Here is a 23123-nt window from a genome sequence, read left to right on the forward strand (position 1 = left end):
CCTCTCGCAGGGATGACGTCCAACTAATTGAAAAAAATAATTTTGTTGTCGATAACATTCGGCGACAATCGGTGGGCAGCCTTCATTGCGAGCGGACGGGCTGACGGCCTTGCCTACCCTTGTTTCTTCCAGAAATCGTCGATACCGTCAGGGACACATCAGTCCTAGACGGTATTTTTTTCGCTCTAACAGTCGGAAAAGCAGTGCTTTTTCGGGCGGGAGAACTGCGCTTTTAGGCTGACGGTATTTTTCCGTCGGAGTCCCCCTCATGCTTACCGATACAGAACTCAAGCACCTGAAACCAAAAGCAAAACCATATAAGGTCACGGACCGTGACGGCATGTATGTGCTGGTCAGTCCCGGCGGCACCATTTCCTTCCGCGTGGACTACCGTTTGCATGGTCGCCGGGAGACCGTGACACTTGGCAAGTACGCGCCTTCGGACCTTTCGCTAGCGCGCGCTCGCGAAAAGTGCATCGACGCAAAACGAATGATCGCCGAGGGGCAGTCGCCGGCCATCGAGAAGCAGCGCGAGAAGAGGCGGATCAAGGAAGCCAAGAGCTTTGGCCAGTTCGGAGAGAAGTGGCTTCAGTGTGCTCCTATGGCCGACAGCACACGAGCAATGAGGCGCTCGATATTCGAGCGTGAGTTACTTCCGGTATGGAAGAGTCGCCTATTGACCGAGATCACCCCGGGCGATCTACGCGAACATTGCCTCAAGATCGTAGATCGCGGCGCGCCGGCAACCGCCATTCATGTCCGCGATATCCTCAAACAGATTTACGCCTTTGCAAAGCTGCACGGCGAAAAGGCGGAGAATCCCGCTGACGAAGTGGGTCCGGCATCAATCGCGACTTTTGTCCCGAAAGATCGCTCGCTATCTCCTTCGGAAATCAGGGTGCTGTTCAAGGCCCTCGAGCAGGTGGCAACCATCCCGACAATACGCTTGGGGATGCGATTCATCCTACTTTCGATGGTGCGGAAGAGTGAATTCCAGGATGCGGTCTGGAACGAGGTCGACTTCGAAAATGCCGTCTGGTCCATTCCGAAGGAAAGAATGAAAAGATCGCGGCCGCACAATGTCTATCTGTCGACGCAGATGCTCGACATCCTGATCGCGCTGAAGACCTGTGCGGGCAATTCGAAATATTTGCTGCCATCCCGCTACGACGCGGATGCGCCGATGTCCCGTGCAACTCTGAACCGGGTGACTTACGCCGTGGTCGAACAGGCGCGGAAAGACGGCCTGCCGCTTGAACCATTCACCGTGCACGACCTTCGCCGAACGGGTTCGACGCTTCTGAACGAGATGGGGTTCAACAGTGACTGGGTCGAAAAATGTCTTGCGCATGAAGACGGCCGCTCGTCGAGGGGCGTGTACAACAAAGCCGAATATGAGCAGCAGAGGCGCCACATGATGCAGGAATGGTCAAATACCGTCGATGCGTGGATCGCAGGTCAGCGCTATGCACCCACACTGCTCCCCCCAGCACCGCCACTCCTCGACCTCGACCCTAGCCTTTGACCGGCCGATTGCGCCGGTCGCGGACATCCACTTGCTGGGCGCGACCGATAGGCCGTGCCCGGCGATCCGCCAACCAAGCCTCAACCTCCGCCAGGTTCCAGACTACCGTCCTTGGAGACAATGCGTAGCGACGAGGGAATTCTCCCCGACGCTCCATCTCGAAGATGGTGCTGTCGGCAAGCGGTACCATCTCTCTTAGCTGATGGCGCCGGATCGTGCGTGTATAGTCGTTTGGGCCGTCCTTGGACATTTGCTGTGACTCGGCTTTGGCGCTCGGAGGCCTATTTCGACCGAAGGCGAGCGAACGCCCGATCGGTGCTGATGAAATGATCGAGCATCGGAGCAATGAGGCGCTCGGGCAAAATCGGCTCGCTGAGCCCCGTCTCACGCGCATGAACTTTCGCATATTCGACCAGCCTGGCGTGCAAGGCACCCGGGAGTTCGATACTGAGCTTGACTGGTTTTTCGTCCAGCACCGCTCCCAGTCTGAGCTTGCTCACCGCGCACCTGCCGAAGCCGAGCTATCAATAATGAGGTCGCGGGTCACCATGACGCGAAACGCAAAGCCGGGCCGGACTGTGAGCGTTGGTGGCACGGAGAGCTCGCGTTCGACCACCCGCCGCCCAGCCTCGTTCGTGCTATCCTGAAGGCCCGACCGAAGCGCCCGGACGAGGTCACCGTCCCCACCGACGGCGAGTTCGGTCCCGACGCCGAGAAACGCCGAGACCAACGCCGCGCGCAACATCCGCCCCCAATGGTTGTTCACGCCATCTTCAAGACCGACATAGCCCGAGACATCTGCGCCGAGCTGGCGATCAAGACGAATTGATCGCCCGCCCGGGAGTATAAGGCGATCCCAGGCCAGAAGCACACGGCGCTGACCCGCGGCGACCTCGCTGTCATACTCTCCGACGAGCCGCGCACCTTGCGGAATGAGCAGCAGCCGACCGGTCGGACTGTCATAGACATTCTGCGTGACCTGCGCGGTGATCTGGCCGGGAAGGTCGGACCGGATTCCCGTGATCAGAGCAGCCGGGATAACGGTGCCAGCCTGAACCACGGCCGCCGAACTCGGCGCGACGATCCGCTCGGAGCTTTCGAACGCGGGCTGCGGCCCGCCGGCGAGAAAGGCTTTGCGCACTGCTGCGGGCGTACCTGCCTCCTTGGCCGGTTCTAAGGCTGCCGGCGGGGCATCGAGAATTCCGTGCGCGGCGGCCGCCGCGCTGCCGCCGCCCAGAAACAGGCGGCTTCCCTCGGCGGCCTCGCGTTCCTGCAGAGCGCGCTGCTTCGCCTGGTCCCGCGCGGTTTGGCGCGGATCGGGCGGGGGCGGCCCCATCGCGGGGACGGGGACAGGCTCGCCCGCCCTTTGCGCCGCCACGATCGGCCGCCCGAGGTCCCCTGGCAGCGGCGGTCCGAGCTTGGGGACAGCGCCATAGTCGGCGGGCGCCCCGGTCACGGCTTCGGACCGGTTGGGCGAGGCGACCTCGTAAAGCTCCTGCGCGACCTTTGGATCGGCCGAGCGCAGCGCCCAGAGAAGTGCGCCCCCAATTGCGATCCCGGCGGTGCCACCGAGCACCGCAAGCGTCTTGCGCGACAGGCGCATGACGCGCGGCAGTTCGCCCTCAAGACGAAAGCCGTCAGGGCTTGCAGGCGCAACTACCGCCGCGTCCGGCATGGGTTCGGCGGCCGGCGCCTCCCCTTCGGCGTCTGCGAGCCGGCTCACGGGCGCACCCGCGCGGTCGGCGCGTCGCGAGCGATCCGGACCTTCCTCGCCGCCTTTCCGGTACCCAGGCGAAGCTCGCCGCGATCGAACAACCGGTCGACTATCATGAAGCGGCCGTCGACACGGTAGTTCAGAAGCTCGGCCGCACCCTTCTCGCCGACGGCAAATAGCGGCGGCATTTCGCCGGTGGCGATCGACGGGCCGAACTCGACGAACAACTGGCGGCCGTCGTCGAACGCCCGCACCGGCCGCCACGCGACCTTGTCGCCGCTGATCCGGTACGCGAAGTTGAGCGACGGCAGGTCGATCCCCCCGGCAATCGGCGCGGCCCGGACGCGTTCGGCCTCGGCGGCGCGGAGCGCGATAAGCTCGTCCTGCGGATACCGCCACGAGACAGCGGCCATATAGGTCGCCGGCGTCGCGCGTAGCTCCATGTGATAGGTTCTGCGGCTCGTGTTGATAACGAGGTTCGTCATGATGTCGGGCCGCGTGGGCTTCACGAGGATATGCACGCGCCGCGCGCCGCCTTCACCGCTCAACGTATCACCGATGATCCAGCGCACCGTATCGCCGGCGGCGACCGGCCCCGGGCCCACCAGTTCCTCGCCTTCCTGCAGGGCGATGTCGGTGACTTGTCCCGGTGCCGTATAGACCTGAAACAGCGCGCCCTCGGCCCACGCATATTGCTGGATCGCGTTGATAAAGGTCGCGCGCTCGGGCTGGACGCGCGCCGCATCGTTGGCGCGGCCGACCTGCGCGCGCGGATCGCCGGGTGCTGCGTGGAGCGGCGTCGCCAGCAAGGCTGCGCCCGCAAGCAGTGAAATCCTCATCATTGATTGAGCTCCTTGGAAAGATTGATCGCGGTCACGAAGACGCCCAAAGGATTTTTTCTGAGGGCATCGGGGGTGCGCGGCGGCAAGATCGTGACGGTCACGATTGCCGACCAGCGCGAGGTTTCGATGAGCCCGCCGTCCTGGTAGCGACGCTCGGTCCAGGCGATGCGGAAGCTGTCCTTAGACGCCCGGATCACGCTCGACACATCGACCGCGACCTGGCGCTTGCCGACCTCGGCGAACGGATCGTTGTTGCGCGCATAATCGTTGAGCGCCTGCGCGCCCGATGTGGCCGCGAAATCATAGGCGCTGAGCCAGTTCGCGCGTAGGACCACGGGATCTGCGGGGATCGAGCGGATATGCTCGATGAAGCGCGCGAGGTGGAAGGCGACCTGCGGGTCGGTCGGCGCATAGTCGGCATCGGCAGGCGCGACCGCCCTCGCCTCGCCGAGCGTGTCGACCTCGACCACCCAGGGCGTGATCGTGCCGCGCAGCGACTGCCAGACGAGCGCCGAGGCGAGCCCGCCCGAAAGCGCGAGGCAGCCGAAGAAGGCGAGCCGCCAGTTCTTCGCCTGGATCCGCGCCGAGCCGATGCGATCGTCCCAGATCTGCGCGGCGCGCTGATAGGGCGTCACCGGCTCGGGCGACTTGCCATAATGTTGGTGGGGTCGTCGGAACATGGTCTCAATCCTTCTGGCTGATGTCGGGGGATGAACCTGCGCCATGGCTGTCGCCTTGTTTCAGGGTTTGCGCGCCGATGGTGGCGCCGGAGGAGATTGCCTGGCGCCGCTTCATGGCGGCGGCCCAGGCCGGCTGGCCGGAGGGCTCCGCCCCGGCTGCGGTAGGCGCGGCCTTGCCGGCCTGCCCCTCGGCGAAATTATGGCGAAGCTTGGCCGCTGCCTGCCGCAGCGGCGAGCCGGCACTGCTCGCCGCGTCGCGCGCGACATTGGCCATGCCCGAGCCGAAGGCCCGCATCCCGGACTTGCCTGCAGCGCCGCGGGCATAGGAAGCCGAGGCCGATCCGGCAGCCCGCGAGGCTCCCGCCGCTCCCTTCCCGGCCATCGATGCGGCGGCGCCGGTTGCGAGAGTCGCCCCGGCGGCTCCGGCTGCGATGGTCGCGCCGGCGGCCAAGGTCGTTCCGGCAGCGGCGCCGGCGCCGAGCTGCGGCCCCCCGGCAACGATGCCGTTGGCGACGCTCGGACCGAAGATGCCGAGACCGAGCAAAGTGAGCGCGCCGAGCGCGATCGCCATCACTTCGCGGATGTCCGGCTCGGTGCCGAGGCCCGCTTCAATGAAGCGCTCGAACAGGGTGACGCCGATCCCGGTGATCACCGCGAGCACGAGCAGTTTGATGCCTGAGGAGATGACATGGCCGAGCACACGCTCGGCCATGAAGGCGGTGCGATTGAAGAAGGCGAAGGGCAGCAGGACGAAACCTGCGAGCGTCACCAATTTGAATTCCAGAATAGTGACGAAGACCTGCACCGCGAGGATGAAGAAGGCGAGCACGACGATCACCCAGGCGATCAGCAGGATCAGGATCTGGACGAAGTTGGTGAAGAGCCCGACCGGGCCGACGAGATCGGCGGTCGCATCGAGCAGGGGCTCGGCGGCATCGAGGCCGGTCGCGGCGATCATTCCGGGGCGCATGAAGTCGCCGATCGCCATCGCGCCGCCGCTCGCCTTCAGGCCGAGGCCGGCAAAGCTTTCGAGCAGGATGACCGAAAGCGCCTGAAAATTGCCGATGATGAAGGCGAAGACACCGATATAAAGCGTCTTCTTGATGAGCCGCTGCAGCACATCCTCGTCGGTGCCCCATGCCCAGAAGAGCGCGGCGATCGTCACGTCGATCACGATCAGCGTCGAGGAGAGGAACCCGACCTCGCCGCCGAGCAGCCCGAAGCCGCTGTCGATGTATGTCGAGAAGACCGACAGGAAATTGTCGATAACGCCGGTGTCGTTCATTGCTCGGGCTTTCCAGAACGGAAGAAGTGACGCCGTTTCGCTTCCCACGCCGCCTCGCATTCGGGGTCAGCTTCGGTGGCGGTTCGGCAGCGGCGCAGCGTGTCGCCATAATCGGGGGGTGCGTCCGCTCCGGAGATTTGGGGAGCGGACGCACGGGGCGCGGGCGGATCGAGCGCAGCGATGAGGGCAAGGGTCAGCGCAAGACCCAGGACGATTGCCGCTATCACCAGCCCGCCCGCCCGGCCCATCTCAATTGCCCTTGCGGAAGCGGCGGAAGCGTTCGCGGCCTTCGGCCTCGGCCGCCGCTGCGCGCGCGGCACCGAGCATCTCGGCGCGGCCCTGTGCCGTCACGACGGCGGCGAGGTCGGCGATCTGCTGCGACTGGATGGCGAGCAGCTGGTTGCCCGCCTGGGCGGCCTGCAGCGCACCGGTCGCGCCCTGGCTGGCGCCCACGATGGTCGAGATCGAGGTGCGGGTGCCGCCCATGTTCGAGACGATGCCGGCCTGCACCTTCATCGCATCCTCGAACGCGCCGACGCTGTCCTTCCAGCGCGCCTCGGCGTTGGCGACCAGCGCCGACGCCGGACCCGAGAAAGCCGTGCCCTTGTAGCGCTGCTCGAAGCCCTTGCGGATGTCGGCGACATCATAGGCAATGCCTTCGGCTTCGCTCAGCAGCTGCTTGGTCTGGTCGATCTGCGCCTGCAGTTCGCCGAGCGTCGATGTCGGCAGGCTCTGGAGATTGCGCGCCTCGTTGAGCAGCGAGGTCGCCTGGTTCTGGAGCTGTTTGATCTGGTTGTTGATCTGCTCGAGCGTGCGCGCGGCGGTCAGGATATTCTGCGAATAGTTGCGCGGATCGTGGACGATGCCGCCGACCTGCGCGATCGCCAGCGCCGCGACCATCGGACCCGCGGCGGATGCCAGCAAGGCGGCGGCAAGGACGCGAGCAAAATTCATCTTCATTGGGGGGACTCCTGGTTGGGGGCGACTGCGGGAGGCAGCAGCTCGGTCGCCCATTCGAGCTTGCGGTGGGAGAGCCAGGCGGCCGCGAAACCCTCGCGGCCGTGCGCGGCGAAAAGCTCGCCAATGCGCGTCTGGTCGGTCTTCGAGGAGGCGGCCGTGAAGGCGAGTGCGATGTCGCCGAGGCCTAGGTCGAACAGGCGGTTGCCGCGGCGCGACTGGCAATAATAGTCGCGCTTGGGCGTTGCCCGGCTCAATATCTCGACCTGCCGGTCGTTGAGCCCGAACCGCTCGTAGATGCGAGCGATCTGCGGCTCGAGCGCGCGCTCGTTCGGCAGGAAGATGCGCGTCGGGCAGCTCTCGATGATCGCGGGTGCGATGCTCGAGGTTTCGATATCGGCGAGACTTTGGGTCGCAAACACCACGCTCGCGTTCTTCTTGCGCAGCGTCTTGAGCCATTCGCGGAGCTGCGCGGCAAAGGCCGGACTGTCGAGAACGAGCCACCCCTCATCGATGATGATAAGCGTCGGCGACCCGTCGAGCCGCCCGGCGATGCGGTGGAAGAGATAGGACAGCACCGCACCCGCCGATGCTGCGCCGACGAGGCCTTCGGTCTCGAACACCTGCACCAGCGCCTCGCCGAGCTTCTCCTCGTCGGCATCGAGTAGCCGGCCCCAGGGACCCCCGACCAGATAGGGAGCCAGCGCTTGCTTGAGCTCGATCGACTGGAGCAGCACCGCGAGGCCCGTCAGCGTCCGTTCGGATACTGGCGCGGTCGCGAGCGAGGTCAGCGCCGACCAGAGATGCTCCTTGGCGGCCGGGTCAATCTCGACGCCTTCGCCGGCGAGCATCGCGGCGAGCCATTCGGCTGCCCAACTGCGCTCAGCGGCCTCGTCGATGCGGGCGAGCGGCTGCAACGCCACGCCGCCTTCGCCGTCGTGCAAGGCGCCGCCGAGATCCTGCCAGTCGCCGCCCATCGCGAGCGCTGCGGCGCGGATCGAACCGCCGAAATCGAAAGCGAAGATTTGCGCCCCTGCATAGCGGCGGAACTGCATCGCCATGGTGGCAAGCAGCACCGACTTGCCGGCGCCCGTCGGGCCGACGACGAGGCAATGGCCGACATCGCCGACATGAAGGGAAAGGCGGAACGGGGTCGAACCTTCGGTCTTGCCATACAGCAAGGGGGACTGACCGAAATGCTCGTCCCGTTCCGCCCCCGCCCACACGGCGGATAGGGGGATCATGTGGGCGAGATTGAGCGTCGAAATGGGAGGCTGGCGAACATTGGCATAGACATGCCCCGGGAGACCCCCGAGCCACGCCTCGATCGCGTTCATGCCCTCGATCGTGCAGGTGAAGTCGCGGCCCTGGATGACCTTCTCGACGAGCCGGAGCTTCTCGGCCGCGAGCGCCGGATCGGCGTCCCAGACAGTCACGGTGGCGGTCACATATGCGACGCCGGCATGATCGGCGCCGAGTTCCTGTAGCGCCACGTCGGCGTCGGCCGCCTTGTTCGAGGCGTCGCTGTCCATGAGCACCGACTGCTCGTTGGTCATCACCTCCTTCAGGATGGCCGCGATCGACTTGCGCTTGGCGAACCATTGCCGCCGGATTTTGGTCAGCAGCTTGGTCGCATCGGTTTTGTCGAGCATGATGGCGCGCGTCGACCAGCGATAGGCGAAGGCGAGCCGGTTGAGTTCGTCGAGCAGCCCCGGCCAGGTCGACGACGGAAACCCCGTAATCGTCAGCGTCCGCAGATGCGACGAGCCAAGCCGAGGCTCAAGCCCGCCGACGAGCGGCTGATCGGTCAGCAGCGCGTCGAGATAGACCGGGGTCTCGGGCACGCGAACGCGCTGGCGCTTGGTCGAGACGGTAGAGTGCAGATAGGTCAGCGTCTCGCCGTCCTCCAGCCACTCGGCCTCGGGCATGAAACCCTCGACAAGATGGAGAACGCGGTTCGTCCGGTCGGTAAAGCTTGCGATATGCTCGCGCGGGTCGACGCCCGAGCGCGCCATCCCCTCATAGAGCCACCCTTCCGCGCGCGAGGCATCCTCGGCGGGCGGCATCCACAGGAGGGTCAGGTAATAGCGGCTCTCGAAATGCGCCCCTTCCTCCCGGAACTGCTCGCGGCGCTCCATATCGACCAGCGCCGAGGCCGGATCGGGAAACTCCGACTGCGGATAGTCGCTCGCCGGCAGTCGCTGCGCCTCGACGAACACCGCCCAGCCGGAACCCAGCCGCCGCAGCGCATTGTTGAGCCGCGAGGTCACGGCGACGAGTTCGGCGGGCGTGGCACTGTCGAGATCGGGGCCGCGGAAGCGCGCAGTGCGCTGCAGCGATCCGTCCTTGTTCAGCACCACGCCCTCGCCCACCAGCGCGACCCACGGGAGAAAATCGGCAAGGCAGGCGGATTTCGAACGATATTCGGCGAAGTTCATCATGGCCGCATCCAGACAGGATATTTGAGGTGACGCCGGGCGACGTCGACGAATTGGGGATCGCGGCGCGCCGCCCAGACCGAGAGCGCGTGGCCGATCGCCCAGATGGCGAGGCCCGCGATCCAGAGCCGAAGACCGAGGCCGATCGCCCCGGCGAGCGTGCCGTTGACGATCGCGAGCGACCGCGGCGCGCCGCCGAGCAGGATCGGCTCGGCGAGCGCCCGGTGGACCGGCGCGAAGAAGCCTGAGACCTCGCCCTGCGATTCCATCAGACCAGCGCTCCGCCGCCGAAGGAGAAGAAGGAGAGGAAAAAGCTTGACGCCGCGAAGGCGATCGACAGGCCGAACACGATCTGGACCAGTCGGCGGAAGCCACCCGACGTGTCACCGAAGGCGAGGCTAAGACCCGTCACGATGATGATGATCACCGCGACGATCTTAGCGACGGGGCCCTCGATGCTCTCGAGGATCGATTGCAGCGGCGCCTCCCACGGCATCGACGAGCCGCCAGCGCGGGCCGGTGCGGCGACAGCGAGCGCGACGATGAGCGCGGTCGAACAGAGCATGGCGCGGCGCGCGCCATGCCGGCAGGCATGGATCATCATATATCTCCTTCGGGGTTGATGAGCGGGGCAATGCAGAACTGGCCGGTCGCAGGGTCGAGACCATCGATACGGGCGAGTTCGGAGAGGCGTCGCCCGGCGCCGTCGCGTACCAGCACGGCGACTAGGTCGATCGTCTCGGCGAGCAGCGCACGCGGGACCGTCACCACGGCTTCCTGGATCAGCTGCTCCATTCGGCGCAGCGCGCCGAGAGCGGTCCCCGCATGGATCGTGCCGATGCCGCCGGGGTGACCGGTGCCCCAAGCCTTCAGAAGCTCGAGCGCCTCCGCTCCCCGGACTTCGCCGATCGGGATGCGATCAGGCCGCAGACGGAGCGAAGAGCGAACGAGGTCTGCAAGCGTCGCCACGCCGTCCTTCGTTCGCATCGCGACGAGATTGGGCGCGGCGCATTGAAGCTCGCGTGTATCTTCGATCAGAACGATACGATCCGACGTCATCGCAACCTCCGCGAGCAATGCATTGGTAAGCGTGGTTTTTCCGGTACCGGTGCCGCCGGCCACCAAGATGTTCTTTCGCTCGGTTACTGCACAGCGGAGGATCTCGGCCGAGAGGTCCGACATGATACCGGCGGCGGCATAATCGTGGAGGGTGAACACCGCGACGGCGGGCTTACGGATGGCGAAGGTCGGCGCTGCGACCACCGGCGGCAGCAACCCTTCGAATCGCTCGCCGGTCTCCGGGAGTTCTGCAGAAACGCGCGGCGAGCCGGCGTGGACTGCAGCGCCGACATGATGCGCGACGAGGCGAATGATGCGTTCGCCATCGGGGGCGGCGAGAAGGACGCCGCTATCGGCGATGCCGATGCCCAGCCGGTCCACCCAAAGCCGGCCATCGGGATTGAGCATGATCTCGATGACCGAGGGGTCGGCCAGCCATTCGGCGATGGCGCCGCCAAGCGCGGTCCGGAGCATGCGCGCGCCACGCGCCTGCGGCTCGTTGCCGGTTGGTACTGCGCCCATTGTAAACCCCGTTCGCTGGTCCGGGCAACGGCGCCCGGCTCGACGGGGACGAGTAAGAGACGCAGAAAAGTGCCAGCTTCAACAAGGATTTTCGGGCATCAAACGGTCGGAAAGAATGACTAGCCATTGCCTATGCAGACGGCCCGGTCCGAAGCCATCTTACCGCGACTCACCCCGATGATGCTTGCGCTCGGCGGCTTTGTGACAAGAGTGGGACCATGGATGATTCGGGGTCGCACCCACCTGACGATGAAGATCGATGGAACCGCCTGACCGAGAAGCAGCGCGCGTGCCTGGACCTGCTCATTGAGCACAAGACCTCGAAAGAGATCGCCCGGCTTCTGGATATTTCGAAGCACACCGTCGATCAGCGCCTGAATCTGGCGCGCGACACGCTAGGCGCGCAGGACCGGAACGAGTCCGCCTTCATCTATCGGCAGATGAAGGAGAAATACGACCGAGTGACATACGACACGGTGGAGGTTCCGGCGACGCCGGCCTTGGTGCGATCCGAGTTTCCGGACGGCGGCTCGCCCAACCTCATGGAACTGCACGACAGTTCGGCGTTGCGGGGCGGGTCATCGGGAATTCGCCCGCCGTTCAGAGGTCTTTTCAAGCGCAACCATAATTCGGCAAACCGGCTTTGGATTTATCTCGCCGGACTTGCCGCTGCGGTCTGGATTGTCCTGGGTGGTCTCGGCGTTGCTCAAGCGCTGAACCAGCTGATCCAGAACTGACCTCTCTTCAAATCGGTCCAATTGGCTGAGGCTTTGCGGCTTCGGCGAAGGAGAACCTATGTCTCAGAATATTGCCGCAATGGCGGCCCGGCTGCATCGCGACGTTCCGAACGCCGAAGGAAGTATCGACGACGCGCTGATTGCCGTGGCTTCGCTCACCACCAGCGTCGTGATGGCCCGGCGCGCGATCGGCGCACCGGCGAAGACCGGCCAGGGAACAATCATGCGCTTGGTCGAGGCGCAGATGTCGCTCGTCAAGGTCAGCGGCAGTATTCTTCGTGCGCACAACGAGCTGGCCGAGATTGGCAAGGAAACGGCCGGGTACGATCTGCGCGAATGCCCGTCCGTTGCCGACACGGAGGTCGTTCCGCTTTCGTCGGCTGCATGAAGCGAATTGACCGAGAGCGATCCGCATGAAAAGTCACGAGAATGCGCATAGCCATTTTCGCCACGATATTGCTGATCGCTCTCGTCTATGCGGCGTGGAAGGGTGGCGGGCCCGAGCGGGCGATGGTCGCGATCGCAGTTACCATTGTGGTCTGGGATCGCTTGTTGGTCGCTTCTGGCTTGGTCTCATATCATGCGCTCGACATTGGTTATCTCGCGCAAGACGCATTTGGAGCTCTGGCGACGCTCGCCCTGGCGATGGTCGCGTACCGCTTCTGGACCATTCCCGCGGCGATACTTCATGCTTTGCCCCTGCTCGCCCACTTGAGCCGAGCCGTGGACCTCTCCATCAGTCCTGTCGTGTATCTCACGATGCAAGTCGCATCGTCCTGGCTGGTGCCGCCCCTGCTGATCCTTGCAACCTGGCATCACCAGCGTCGCCTGAAGCAGTTCGGCAGCGATCCATCTTGGCACATCTCGTGGAAATCGCAGCCCCGGGACGCGGCGCAGCAGTCGCCAACGCTCTCCTAGACGAATTCCAGTCGCTCGGCCGCCTGTGGGCCCAAGAGCCCGAGGCAATAGCAAGGATCGTCGGCAGCAATTCTCCCGTGGCGTCCCTCATCCTTCACGCTCGCGACGCCGCAATTGCAGCGGCGAGTTCCGACATCCGCGGGATTCGCATCGACCCTTTCGCGGCCGAAGTCAGGCAGTATCTGATACTGTCGATGGGCAGCCTTGCCGACGAGCGCTTCCGCATCCTGTTTCTGGATTCTTCGCAACGCCTGATCGCCGACGAAGAGATGCAGCGCGGCACAATTTCCCAGATCAGCCTCTACCCGAGAACGATCTTTCGCCGTGCGCTCGAAGTGAACGCCGCCGCGATCATCCTCGTGCACAATCATCCCAGCGGCGACCCGAGCCCAAGCGCGGAAGATATCGAAGTGACCAGGCGCCTCGACCAGATAGGCCGTTCGCTCGGGATCGAGGTGCTCGACCATATCATCGTGACCACTGCATGCGCACATCACCTCATCAATCGCGATCCGACAGCCAATCGGGAGGCGGCGGCGCCATTTACGCTCCGGAGCCCTAGCAGCCAGCAGACTTCGGACGGCGAGGACCTGGCGCTCGCCAATGCCCGCGCAATGATGCGGAGACGGCTCCTCCGCCAGCAACTGCTCGGCGCGCCCGAACTCTTCGGGGATCCCGCGTGGGAGATGTTGGTCGACCTCTTCATCCACGAATGCGAACGAAAGCCCATCTCGGTGACCTCGCTATGCGTTACGCCCAGCATCCCCATGAGCAGCGCTATTCGCCTCTGCCAGAAGCTCTGCGACGCGAACCTTACCGAGCGAAAACCTGACCTCTACGATGGTCGCCGCGTCTTCATCGAGCTCAACCCGGAAGTGTCCCATCGCCTCCGCGCCTACTTCCTCGCTGGATCCGACTGAGCGTCTCCGCGGCGCAGTTCGGCCCCCAGTTTCGCGCCGCCGTCCATCCGCTTTGCGAGCGCATCGACAAATCCCTCCCACCGCCGCTTGCCGGTTGCCTGCGCCGCAGCGAGCGCGTTGTCAGGAAGCGGCGTCGTGCTGGTCAACCAGTGCCGCACGAAGAGCGCCAGCGTCTCGTTGGTGAGGTCGGTATGCCATTCGAGCCGTTCGAAGAGCCGGACCAGGCGGTCCAGGCGCCGGATCAGCAAGGCCTCAGCACGGTCCTGATCTTGGGGCAGCAACAAGGCCGTAAGCGCTGCTTCCACGACCTCGGTCTTGGTAGTGCCGCGTTGGCGCGCTCGATCTTCCAAACTTCGCACGAGGCCAGCGTCGAGGCGAAACGTCTGTTTGATATGGGCGCGGCTCACAGGTCGATCCCGTCACCGGGATCGAGCGAGGCATTTCGCGCCGCGCGCGACAGGCGGCGATCGGCAGCCGCGCGGGCGCGGGCTGCGTCGCCCTGTGCGTCGTCGTCGGCATAGTCGAACTCGCCCTGCACCGGACGGCTTGGCGGCGCGACGTCTTCATGTGCCGGAAGCTCTGGTTCCTGCCGGATCCCGCTATTCGCAGTGTCGCTCGCGCTGTCGTTCTGTTCCTTGGCTTCAGGCGCGGGCAATGCGAGGCGAACGGGCGCAGGCTCAGCTCCTTCCCTCCGCGCCCAGTCATGAAGCTTCATTGGTCCGGCCTTCCGATCGGGTGGCGCAATGATCCGCGCACTGAACCGGGCGTCAAGAAAATATCTCGCCTTCCGCGCCCGGATCGGCGCAAGACCCGCGACCATCACGATCTCGTCGTCGGGCGGAAGCTGCATCACCTCGCCGGGTGTGAGTAAGGCGCGGGCCGTCTCGGTACGCGATATCATCAGGTGACCGAGCCAAGGCGAGAGCCGGTGGCCCGCATAATTCTTCATCGCCCTTTGTTCGGTGGCCGTCCCGAGGGCGTCCGATATGCGCTTGGCGGTGCGCTCATCGTTCGTCGCGAAACTGACGCGCACATGGCAATTGTCGAGGATCGCATTGTTCTGGCCATAGGCCTTCTCGATCTGGTTGAGCGACTGGGCAATCAGGAAAGCCTTGATCCCGTACCCCGCCATGAAGGCCAGCGCGCTTTCGAAGAAATCGAGCCGCCCGAGCGCCGGGAACTCATCGAGCATCAACAATAGCCGACGCGGCCGCGCAGCGGGATTGAGTTCCTCGGTGAGGCGCCGCCCGATCTGGTTGAGGATCAGGCGGATCAGCGGCTTGGTCCGACTGATGTCTCCCGGCGGTACGACGAGATAGAGCGAGACCGGGACATCATCCTCCATGAGGTCGGCGATCCTCCATTCGGACGATCCGGTGACGGCCGCGATGACCGGATCGCGGTAGAGGCCGAGAAAGGACATGGCGGTCGAGAGCACGCCCGATCGCTCATTCTCGCTCTTGTTGAGCAGTTCCTGCGCCGCTGCCGCCACCACCGGGTGAACCGATGTGCCGAGGTGCTTCGTCGTCTTCATGCGCCGGAGCGTCGTCTCGATCGGGCGGCGCGGGTCTGAAAGGAAAGCGGCAACCCCAGCGAGCGTCTTGTCCTCCTCCGCATAAAGGACGTGAAGGATCGCGCCGACGAGGAGCGCGTGGCTCGTCTTCTCCCAATGGTTTCTCTTCTCGAGGCTGCCCTCGGGATCGACGAGAACGTCGGCGACATTCTGCACGTCGCGCACCTCCCACTCGCCGCGGCGGACCTCGAAGAGCGGATTATAGGCGGCCGACGCCTTGTTGGTCGGATCGAAGAGCAGCACGCGGCCGTGCCTCGCGCGGAAGCCCGCGGTAAGCTCCCAATTCTCGCCCTTGATGTCATGAACGATGCAGCTGCCGGGCCATGTCAGCAAGGTGGGGATGACGAGGCCGACGCCCTTCCCCGACCGCGTCGGCGCGAAACAGAGCAGGTGCTCGGCGCCATTGTGTCGCAGATAGCGTTTCCCGAGCCGCCCGATGATCACCCCGTCCTCGCCGAGCATGCCAGCGGAGCGAACCTCGCGTTCGCTAGCCCAGCGCGCCGAGCCATAGGTCTCGGCGCGGCGCCGCTCACGGGCGCGCCAGATCGACATGAAGATCGCGACGATGATCGACAGGAAGCCGCCCGAGGCGGCGATCGCGGCGCCACGATAGAAAACCGGCGGCGCATAGGCATCGAAGGCGAACCACCACCAGAAGAAGGCCGGCGGAGGATAGATTGGATAGCCCGATATGCGGAACCAGGGATCGCCGAGCGCTGCCTGATAGCCAAGTTCCCATGCCGTCCACTGCGTCGCGGTCCAAACCGCGCCGAGGACGATCAGAAAGATGACCGTGATTTGTCCCCAAAGGATTCGGTCGTTCATGGGTTTTCTCCTGTCCGGTCAGATGCCGATCCCGCGGCCGCGGCCGAGCGACCAGTCGATGCCGCCAGTCGCTGTTGCCGTTCCGCTGATATGCTTGCCGAGATGCGGCTCAAGTGCTGGCCTCCAGGGCACGAGCTGGAAGCCGAGCCCGTCGTCGATCATCGCGAAGCGTCCCGAGGCGAGCTGCACGCGCTCGCGGTAGATGCCGCTCACATGCTCGCCCGGCGCCGACGGCCGATGCTCGAGTCCGGTTCGCGCCGCGATCGCGTCCACCGCTGCGTCCATCTCGCGCCGGCGGAGCATCTCGATCCGTTCCCAGGATGACTGGCGCCCCATGTCGCGCGGCAACAACTCCTCGCGCTCGAGAAAGGCGGTGCGCGCCTTCATCGCATCCCGGACCTCGCGGCCGAACCCTTGGGAGCGCATTGACCGGTCGGGCGCGGCAAGCTGCCGATCGAGCCAAGTCGCGCCGGGGGCCTCGACCTGTTCGCCCAGCGGCAGATCCGAGCGAACCGCCAGCGAGATATGGCGGGCGCCATCGCGTCCGTCCCAGTGCCTCAGCTCGACAATCGCGCCGGGCTTTGCGTCGCCGGTCCGTTCAAGATCGGGAAAGCGGATATGATGGGTTCGGCCATCGATCCCGTCGACGATCGCATAGGCAGAACCCGCGAGCTCGTCGTCGAGCCCCCGCGCCACCAGACGGCCGATTATAGGACCCTCGCCCTGCTCTCCGATCGCCAGAGCCGAAGCATCGAATGCGATCCCGCGCGCGGCCATTTCGCGGTGCATGGTCTTGATGATGTCGCCGCGCTCCCCGATGGTGCGAAGCCTTTCCTCGGCCCCCGGATCGAGAAGATATTGGGCGGGTCCGACACGCGAGGCGAGCCCCAGCGCCTCGAGCTTCGCGGCACGCCCCAGCAGATGCCGGTCCGTCCTGGCCTCGCCCCCGGCGACCGGGCGAAGATCGACGATTTCATTCTCGCGCGATCGCCGCGCAAGCTCGGCATCGAGACTGGTCCAGCGTTCGGCCTCGACTTCGCGGCGCAGCGCAGCATCGACCTGAAGCTCGCTCCTCGGGCCAAGCTCCAGGGTCGCGATCTCCGACGCACGGCCGCGGACGCCCTCGGCCATATAGCCCCGGTCGACAACGAGATCAGTGCCATCGGCCGTGGCCCCGCGCACAAGGACATGGATGTGCGGATTGTCGGTATTCCAATGATCGACCGCGACCCAGTCGAGGCGCGTCTCGAGATCGACCTCGAGCTGGCTCATCAGGTCGCGCGTGTAGCCGCGCAGGTCGCCAAGCTCGGCCGCGTCCTCGGGGCTGACGATGAAGCGGAAGTGGTGACGATCGCCGCCGCAGCGCTCAGCGAAGCCGCCGCGATCGGCCTCATCGCCGGCGGCATCGAACATCGAGGCGTCGCGTCCATCGCGGGTCACGCCGTCGCGTTCGAGATAGGCTATGTGGCGTCCGAGCGGGGCGGCACGAAACCCTGCGCCGCGATGCCGGACGATCCGCGCCATCACGGTGACACGGCGCATCGCGGGACCGCGCCGGATGACCGCGAGCGCCCGGCGGCCGCGCCCATGACGTCCGGTCCCGCCGCGCGAAGGCCCCGCGCGCCGGAGCCGCGTCGCGCCCGAACGCGCGGCCGCACGCCGCACCTCCGCCGCAAGCCGCTTGCCGCGACCGGCGGAACCCGCCCCCGCGTCTCTCCCCCGTCCCGGCCTGACCCGGAAATCTTGGTCGTCGTCGCTCATCGGCGGGGTGCCAGACGGCAAGCCGTTGAAAGGAAAGGCGTAAACTGCCCGCTATATGGCACGGCGGGCCGCGTGCCATACGCAAAAGCTGAGACAAACCAACCACATACCGCCAGCGAGCTGGCCGGTCTTTTATCTTGCCCTGCCCCCTTCCCCTTCCAGACGAGCCAGAACACCCGAGCCAACAGGTCCGGGCAAGGCATCGAAACCGAGGCGCGACAGATCATTGGTCGCGGCCGGAAAGCGGAACGAAGAGCGCCGCAGGCGCGCGAGGTGGCGCACGTTCCGCTGCATCGGCGCTGCGCCCGGATTGCAGCGGAGCTGCACCGGGCAGCGCGGCCGCATCGTCGCCGGGGCGTTCGGCGAACAGCGAAGCGCTGCGCCAGGACGGTGCCGTCGGTGTCGGCGCGGGGGCGAGCGAAGCGATGCCCGATGCGCCGATCGCCGGTGCAATCGCGGCAACATAGGCGATGGTCTCTGCGGGAAGTCGGCGCCGACCCACCGCATAGGCGTCGGCGCGGCCCGGTCCCGCATTATAGGCGGCGAGCATGAGCGAGACGTCGCCATATCGGTCCCACATCATGCGCAGATAGGCAGCACCGGCATGGATGTTCGCGCGCGCGTCGAAGGGGTCTGACCCCAGCCCGTATCTTGCAGTCAGCATGGCCCAAGTCCCCGGCATGATCTGCATCAACCCCATTGCCCCCGCGTGCGACACGGCGCGCGATCGACCCCGGCTTTCGACATGCATGACGCGCCATATCCATGCCTCGGGTATGGCGAACCGCTGCGAAGCCTCGCTGACATGGGGCGCATAAGGATGAGCGGCAGGCGCAGCGACAGGCCGCTCGCGCGCTGCCGCCGGAACGGCAGGCAGCGCCGCGAGCGCCAGCAAAGCGGCACCGGCGATGCGCATCGCGCGGAAGCGCGCCGAGCGAGCCAAAGGCCGCATCACTCAGCCTTTCGCCTGCGGTGCCGGGCGCGACCAGAGCAGATGATATTCGTCCTCGTGTCGCGTGGAGCGAATGAGGTTGGCGCGCAGCGGCGACGGCAAGGCCGGGTCGTCGATCTGCAGCGCGATAAAGGAACCGGCGCGTTCGCCGGTGCGGTCCCAGCCCGCTCCGATCTCGACGCCATCGTCGGCCTCGACCAGCAGCACCCGCCAGCCCGGCGCGTTTTCGGCGTCGGACGGCGCAGCCGGAACGATCGCGATCATCGCGTCGAGCAGGAGGGTCCGGATCGATCCCGCATAGCCCTCGCCTGCGGTCTGAAAGCTTCCGATCATCATGATGTCTGTTCCTCGTCCGGCTAGTTGGTGAAATGCCGCGCGCCGTTCCGGCGCCAGCGAAGCGGCGCGCCGGAGGCGTCGCGGGTGAGAATGGGATGCGCGGTGCCGATGACGGCGGATGCCGGAAGCGGCCCGAAATATCGGCCGTCGAGGCTGTCGGGAGACAGGCCGAGGACGAATAGCTCGCCGCGCTCCAGCCGGCGGCAGCCGAGCCAGAGCGGCAGTGTTCGTCCCATGCGGTCCGCCGATCGCGTGCGCGCCGCAGGCGCGCCGTCGATCGTGACGAAGACGCCGCTGCGGCACACGAGCGCGCCGCTCGTTGCTGCGACCCGCTTCAGGAGCGGCACGCCGCGCGGCAGATAGCCGCGCTCCGAAAGCCAGGCGGAGAGCGGCGCGGGCGGCGCAATGGCGACAAGGTCGCCGCGCGCAGGCTTTGCGCCGACGTCGATGGCGTAAAGCCCGACCGGCACGCTCGCGCTCGCGTTCCAGATGAGCCGCGGCTGCGGCGCGAGGATCGCGGCCGCGCCGAACAGCCCGCAAAAGAGCGCGCCGCAGGCGGCGGTCGTGCGGAGCCACCGCCGGTTCATGGACGGGCCTCGCCGCGGCGGAGCCACGCGGCATGGCGTTCGGCTGAGTAGGAGCGGAACGGCAGCGTCTCTGCGAGCCGCCGCCCGATATGGCGCCAGTGATCGGGAGACACGTCGCACGCATCGACGCCCGTGACCTCGATCATGTCGATCTCGCGGCACACTGCGCGGATGGGTTCGAGATCGGAAAGCTCGAGGAGAATGTCGCCTCCCGGGTGAACAGCGGGATGGGTCGCATAGGGCGCACCGGGTGCGACCGCCCTGACGATGGCTAGGCTCCAGAACAGAGATCCGAGATCGTTCACTGTGCAACCGATCAGCCCGAAGGTCGCACCCGGACGGAAGGACGCGATGCGCTTGTGCGGTCCGCCGGACCGCTCGGCGGCGACCCGCCCGAAGCGGAGCTGCTGTTCGAGCCGGCCCTCGATCCAGGTCATCTCGACGTCGGTCAGGCCGCTTGCGGGGAGCCGAACGCCGGCAGGCGGAGACGCCGCCGCCGGCATGAGCGACGGCAAAGCCGATGCCATTCGCCGGCGCATCAGCGGCGCACCGGGCGCAGCGGCGAAATGTGGCCGACGCCGGGATCCGAGGTCGATGTCTTGCGTCCGATCGCCGCCCAGGCGTCGAGGTCGGCGATCGCATAAACGACGCGGCCGCCGAGCTTGTGATAGCGTGGCCCCGTCCCGTAGCAGCGATGCTTCTCGAGCGTCGCCGCCGACAGGCTCAAGTGGACAGCCGCTTCCGGCGTCCGGAGATAGCGGGCGACGACGGGCGTGTGACGATCGGACAATGGGGCCTCCTGCCAAGGACCGGAACCCGGATCAGGGTTCAGGAACGAGGAGGCGTTCTTGGAAAATCACCCGAAGGATTCGGAACGGACAAAACGAAGGTCGTCGGAATGTCCCGATCAGGCCGCGCCGAGAAGCGCGTTGAATCCACCGTCGCGCATGGCAACGGCGGCGCGCTGCCAGCGCGCGATACGGCGGCGCTCGCTCGACGCGTCCCACTCGGCGGCGGAATAGTTGCGCGCCTCGGCGAGCAGTAGCGCTGCCGCCATGTCGCGGGCCGATGCTCCCTCGGTCATGGCGTCGAGAATGCGGAGCCATTGGACCAGGCGCCAGCGCTCCGTCGCCCCCGGGGCGCTGTCAGGTGCCGGACGAGCGCCGCCCGTATCGAGGAGTTCGCGGTGAAGCGCCATGATCATCGAGGCGCGGAGACCGGCCTTTGCATCTGCGGGCGTGAGAAATGCCAGTCGCTCGTTCGCGCAGCAGCGCCGGACCAGCAGACGATAGTGCCGTCCCCCGGCAAGCAGGACGATATGCCAGTCGCGGTACGAGAGCAGCTCTGCGGCAATCTCTGGTCCGTCGACAATCTCGGCGAGGCGCAGCGCGGCAAAGCCCTTGGGCGCCGGGCGTGCGATCGTGACGAAGGCGCAGGCCTGCGGCCGCCACAGGGCGGGCGCGGCCGCGGCCGGAAGATCAGGATCGAAGGCGAAAGACCAACCCCCAGCGGCTGGCGAGCCGCCGAAAGAGCCGCACGCGGTCGGCGCCCGGCGCCGCCGCGGCGGCGGCATAGCCGCCGCGATAGGCGGGGCTTCGCCGCAGGAATTCCTGCGCGAAGTCCGCGCGATCATATCGTTCGAATATTTTCGGAAAATATGGCGACTGCCATCCGACTGCCTGATCCATTCGCACCTCCGACCCGTTTGAGGAGAATAAACCGCCGCTTTCGGCCGACCTTGGCCCGCCAACAGCGGCGTGGTTACCGGCGCATACATCATGGACTTAGCGCAAAAATATCCGAGCTACGCACGCTAAAGCCCTCAAATTGGATATAACATCGCCCGGCCGAGGCCGGGCGATGGGCGCCGCATCAATTGTCGTTGCGGCGGTTCTGGCGGCTCCAGACGAGGTCATATTCGCCCTCGTCGCCCGCGAATAGCTGCGCGAAGATCGGGGCGACGAAGCTCGGGTCGTCGAGCTTGACCGAAAGATAGGGGCGTTTGTCCTGGCTGGTCTTCGACCAGGCGGCGCCGACTTCGGCGTCGCCGACGAAGACGCGATGGCTCGGGGCGTTGCCGCTTGCGTTCTTCTCCGGGACGATGCGGACCGATTTGGCCTGCACCGAAAGCGTGACGATCTCGCCCTGATATTCGCCCGAGACGAGTTGGAAGCTGCCGATCTTGCTCATGATGATGTCCTTTGCTGCATGTCGAGCCGCACCATCGCGGCCTCGATGCGCATCGACGTCCGGCAAGGGATCGCGCCGCAGCCGCCAGGCCCGCAGCAAAGCGGAGGACGGAGGGCAAAGGCTTTCTTGATTCGCGAGGAACGGCGGAACGCCGGGGGAAGAAAGTCGCATGCCCGCCGTTGCGGTCAGCGATCCAGCGTCAGCGTCTTGCCGGCAGATGGCGCAGATCGAGGAGGCCGCGCCGGTTCGGCGTTGCAGCGTAGCGCAGACCGGAGATGGGCGGTCATCCAACCTTCACTGGCGGCGGGCTGTACTCACACGGCGCCTATCGTCGCTTCACGCGGAGAGCCGTCCTGCCTCGCACCGAGGCCGCGCATGGCGGCTGCGGCCGCGGCTAACGCGCCGGCGATTCCGAGCGTCTCGAGCATGGCGCCTTCCGCGAGCCCGAGACCGGCAAACCCCCTCGCCGCCTGGTAGCCTGCGAATCCCGCCGGGATGGCGAAGACAAGCATGACGACGAAGCGATAAAGCGGCGGGAGGAAGGCGCAGAGGGCTCGTCCACATCCGATGACCAGGGCGCCGACGGCCAGTCCGGCGATGATCGGGACCAGATATCCCAAGTCGCGATCGATCAGGTAGAGCGTCGTGCCGATGCCCGCGTAGAGCGGCAGTGCAACCGAGGCCAGCCGGAACATCAGGATGGCAATATAGATGGCAGCCACGGCGCCGAGAATGATCATAAAAGTCATAAGCGTCCTCCCATCGGACGCGCTCTCCACCACCACCACAGCGCAATCTGCTTGCCCGACATAGCAAAATCGCCCCGAGGGTGGAACCGAAACTGGAACCACCGTGGGGCGAGTTTTCTCGAGATTTCAGCGATTGAACGGATCATATTCGCACACGATGCAGGCGGGATCGCCGTCGAACTCGTCGAGCGGCATGACCGAGAAGCCGCTGCCCGTTTCGATCAGGACGATGATGGTCATCATCGTGCGGGCCATGCTCCAGGCGAAGGATTGTGCGGTGGAAAGCGGCATTTCGAGGCTCCTGTCCGGGAGCGGGACCATTCCCGCTCGACAGTCGCCCCGCCGGACGGGGACAGGCCGCTGTCACCGCGGCGCAGCCGCGGCCCAAGCTTGCGCAGGGACCCCATCGGGGTTGACTGTAGGAGGCCGGTCCTCGGCCAAGGGATTAGCGGCATTCGAGAGCGGGATGGATCCGCGGGCTGCGGGAGCATCGGCCTTGCTGTCCTGCCTTTCCGGTGCGAAAGCCAACGCGTCTAGGTGGCGTGGGGCGGAC

General features: G+C 65.8%; 30 protein-coding genes. 5 read left to right on the forward strand and 25 right to left on the reverse strand.

The features are described from left to right. Positions 1-268: 268 nt before the first annotated feature. Complete coding sequence (locus IR187_RS12870) at positions 269-1525, forward strand: tyrosine-type recombinase/integrase (protein WP_058807806.1); 1257 nt, start codon at positions 269-271, stop codon at positions 1523-1525. On the opposite strand, the gene IR187_RS12875 is transcribed toward IR187_RS12870, so the two are convergent. The 12 genes from IR187_RS12875 to trbB all read right to left on the reverse strand — a co-directional run bounded on the left by IR187_RS12875 (position 1515) and on the right by trbB (position 11022). Next, a complete protein-coding gene (locus IR187_RS12875; RefSeq protein WP_082662796.1) occupies positions 1515-1775 on the reverse strand; it encodes a helix-turn-helix transcriptional regulator in 261 nt (86 codons plus the stop codon). The two genes, IR187_RS12870 and IR187_RS12875, sit on opposite strands and share 11 nt — an antisense overlap. Before the next feature lie 31 nt (positions 1776-1806). After that, a complete protein-coding gene (locus IR187_RS12880) occupies positions 1807-2025 on the reverse strand; it encodes a DUF2274 domain-containing protein (protein WP_058807805.1) in 219 nt (72 codons plus the stop codon). Beyond that, positions 2022-3128 carry a TrbI/VirB10 family protein gene (locus IR187_RS12885; protein WP_324187696.1) on the reverse strand — a complete coding sequence of 369 codons (1107 nt, stop codon included), beginning with the start codon at positions 3126-3128 and terminating at the stop codon, positions 2022-2024. Before IR187_RS12885 ends, IR187_RS12880 begins: the two co-directional genes overlap by 4 nt. Before the next feature lie 116 nt (positions 3129-3244). Continuing rightward, positions 3245-4078: a P-type conjugative transfer protein TrbG gene (gene trbG / locus IR187_RS12890; protein WP_443028864.1), complete on the reverse strand. Its 834-nt coding sequence runs from the start codon at positions 4076-4078 to the stop codon at positions 3245-3247. After that, positions 4078-4761, reverse strand: coding sequence for a conjugal transfer protein TrbF (trbF, locus tag IR187_RS12895; RefSeq protein WP_058807804.1), 684 nt, complete (start codon positions 4759-4761; stop codon positions 4078-4080). Before trbF ends, trbG begins: the two co-directional genes overlap by 1 nt. A gap of 4 nt (positions 4762-4765) precedes the next feature. After that, complete coding sequence (gene trbL, locus IR187_RS12900) at positions 4766-6046, reverse strand: P-type conjugative transfer protein TrbL (RefSeq protein WP_058807803.1); 1281 nt, start codon at positions 6044-6046, stop codon at positions 4766-4768. Further along, positions 6043-6294, reverse strand: coding sequence for a putative entry exclusion protein TrbK-alt (gene trbK-alt, locus IR187_RS12905; protein ID WP_058818527.1), 252 nt, complete (start codon positions 6292-6294; stop codon positions 6043-6045). Before trbK-alt ends, trbL begins: the two co-directional genes overlap by 4 nt. A gap of 1 nt (position 6295) precedes the next feature. Beyond that, the gene (gene trbJ, locus IR187_RS12910) at positions 6296-7006 is read right to left on the reverse strand and encodes a P-type conjugative transfer protein TrbJ (protein ID WP_058818526.1); all 711 of its coding nucleotides are present in this window, start codon (positions 7004-7006) and stop codon (positions 6296-6298) included. After that, the gene (trbE, locus tag IR187_RS12915) at positions 7003-9444 is read right to left on the reverse strand and encodes a conjugal transfer protein TrbE (protein WP_058807802.1); all 2442 of its coding nucleotides are present in this window, start codon (positions 9442-9444) and stop codon (positions 7003-7005) included. The genes trbJ and trbE overlap by 4 nt, the downstream gene beginning before the upstream one ends. Beyond that, complete coding sequence (locus IR187_RS12920; RefSeq protein ID WP_058807801.1) at positions 9441-9710, reverse strand: VirB3 family type IV secretion system protein; 270 nt, start codon at positions 9708-9710, stop codon at positions 9441-9443. The genes trbE and IR187_RS12920 overlap by 4 nt, the downstream gene beginning before the upstream one ends. Further along, positions 9710-10042, reverse strand: coding sequence for a TrbC/VirB2 family protein (locus IR187_RS12925; protein ID WP_058807818.1), 333 nt, complete (start codon positions 10040-10042; stop codon positions 9710-9712). Before IR187_RS12925 ends, IR187_RS12920 begins: the two co-directional genes overlap by 1 nt. Beyond that, the gene (gene trbB / locus IR187_RS12930; RefSeq protein WP_058807800.1) at positions 10042-11022 is read right to left on the reverse strand and encodes a P-type conjugative transfer ATPase TrbB; all 981 of its coding nucleotides are present in this window, start codon (positions 11020-11022) and stop codon (positions 10042-10044) included. Before trbB ends, IR187_RS12925 begins: the two co-directional genes overlap by 1 nt. A 218-nt stretch (positions 11023-11240) precedes the next feature. Between trbB and IR187_RS12935 the strand changes: the two genes are divergently transcribed. From IR187_RS12935 to IR187_RS16900, 4 genes are read left to right on the forward strand one after another with little or no spacing between them, the layout of a single operon-like run. After that, positions 11241-11759 carry a helix-turn-helix transcriptional regulator gene (locus tag IR187_RS12935; RefSeq protein WP_058807799.1) on the forward strand — a complete coding sequence of 173 codons (519 nt, stop codon included), beginning with the start codon at positions 11241-11243 and terminating at the stop codon, positions 11757-11759. Positions 11760-11817: 58 nt separating this feature from the next. Beyond that, positions 11818-12147: a hypothetical protein gene (locus IR187_RS12940; protein ID WP_058807798.1), complete on the forward strand. Its 330-nt coding sequence runs from the start codon at positions 11818-11820 to the stop codon at positions 12145-12147. Between the two features lie 41 nt (positions 12148-12188). After that, the gene (locus tag IR187_RS16895) at positions 12189-12677 is read left to right on the forward strand and encodes a hypothetical protein (protein ID WP_058807797.1); all 489 of its coding nucleotides are present in this window, start codon (positions 12189-12191) and stop codon (positions 12675-12677) included. Further along, entirely contained in the window at positions 12626-13597 is a 972-nt protein-coding gene (locus IR187_RS16900) for a JAB domain-containing protein (RefSeq protein ID WP_324187697.1), read from the forward strand. Before IR187_RS16895 ends, IR187_RS16900 begins: the two co-directional genes overlap by 52 nt. Here IR187_RS16900 and IR187_RS12955 read toward each other — a convergent pair. From IR187_RS12955 to IR187_RS13010, 13 genes are all read right to left on the reverse strand, one after another. After that, positions 13573-14004: a hypothetical protein gene (locus IR187_RS12955; protein ID WP_058807796.1), complete on the reverse strand. Its 432-nt coding sequence runs from the start codon at positions 14002-14004 to the stop codon at positions 13573-13575. The two genes, IR187_RS16900 and IR187_RS12955, sit on opposite strands and share 25 nt — an antisense overlap. Next, positions 14001-15995 (reverse strand): conjugal transfer protein TraG, encoded by a 1995-nt coding sequence (locus tag IR187_RS12960; RefSeq protein WP_058807795.1) that lies wholly within the window; start codon positions 15993-15995, stop codon positions 14001-14003. Before IR187_RS12960 ends, IR187_RS12955 begins: the two co-directional genes overlap by 4 nt. 18 nt (positions 15996-16013) lie before the next feature. Beyond that, a complete protein-coding gene (locus tag IR187_RS12965) occupies positions 16014-17756 on the reverse strand; it encodes a relaxase/mobilization nuclease domain-containing protein (RefSeq protein ID WP_058807794.1) in 1743 nt (580 codons plus the stop codon). 223 nt (positions 17757-17979) lie between these two features. Further along, positions 17980-18708, reverse strand: coding sequence for a lytic transglycosylase domain-containing protein (locus IR187_RS12970; RefSeq protein WP_137867268.1), 729 nt, complete (start codon positions 18706-18708; stop codon positions 17980-17982). Between the two features lie 3 nt (positions 18709-18711). After that, positions 18712-19044 (reverse strand): DUF736 domain-containing protein, encoded by a 333-nt coding sequence (locus IR187_RS12975; protein WP_058807793.1) that lies wholly within the window; start codon positions 19042-19044, stop codon positions 18712-18714. A 20-nt stretch (positions 19045-19064) separates the two neighbouring features. After that, a complete protein-coding gene (locus IR187_RS12980) occupies positions 19065-19631 on the reverse strand; it encodes a S26 family signal peptidase (protein ID WP_058807792.1) in 567 nt (188 codons plus the stop codon). Further along, positions 19628-20158, reverse strand: a complete 531-nt coding sequence (locus IR187_RS12985; RefSeq protein ID WP_228765919.1) for a DUF2840 domain-containing protein — start codon at positions 20156-20158, stop codon at positions 19628-19630. The genes IR187_RS12980 and IR187_RS12985 overlap by 4 nt, the downstream gene beginning before the upstream one ends. An 11-nt stretch (positions 20159-20169) precedes the next feature. Beyond that, positions 20170-20421, reverse strand: coding sequence for a helix-turn-helix transcriptional regulator (locus IR187_RS12990; RefSeq protein WP_058807790.1), 252 nt, complete (start codon positions 20419-20421; stop codon positions 20170-20172). A gap of 117 nt (positions 20422-20538) precedes the next feature. Next, entirely contained in the window at positions 20539-21204 is a 666-nt protein-coding gene (locus IR187_RS17030; RefSeq protein WP_082662792.1) for a DNA -binding domain-containing protein, read from the reverse strand. Then, positions 21110-21319: a transcriptional regulator domain-containing protein gene (locus tag IR187_RS16910; RefSeq protein ID WP_082662791.1), complete on the reverse strand. Its 210-nt coding sequence runs from the start codon at positions 21317-21319 to the stop codon at positions 21110-21112. Before IR187_RS16910 ends, IR187_RS17030 begins: the two co-directional genes overlap by 95 nt. A 184-nt stretch (positions 21320-21503) precedes the next feature. After that, positions 21504-21821 (reverse strand): DUF736 domain-containing protein, encoded by a 318-nt coding sequence (locus tag IR187_RS13000; protein ID WP_058807789.1) that lies wholly within the window; start codon positions 21819-21821, stop codon positions 21504-21506. A 314-nt stretch (positions 21822-22135) separates the two neighbouring features. Next, entirely contained in the window at positions 22136-22570 is a 435-nt protein-coding gene (locus IR187_RS13005; RefSeq protein ID WP_156420512.1) for a hypothetical protein, read from the reverse strand. Positions 22571-22696: 126 nt separating this feature from the next. Further along, the gene (locus IR187_RS13010) at positions 22697-22861 is read right to left on the reverse strand and encodes a hypothetical protein (RefSeq protein WP_194955017.1); all 165 of its coding nucleotides are present in this window, start codon (positions 22859-22861) and stop codon (positions 22697-22699) included. Positions 22862-23123: the final 262 nt, after the last annotated feature.

Origin of the sequence: Sphingopyxis solisilvae (assembly GCF_015475875.1) — a bacterium.
Classification (GTDB): domain Bacteria; phylum Pseudomonadota; class Alphaproteobacteria; order Sphingomonadales; family Sphingomonadaceae; genus Sphingopyxis; species Sphingopyxis solisilvae.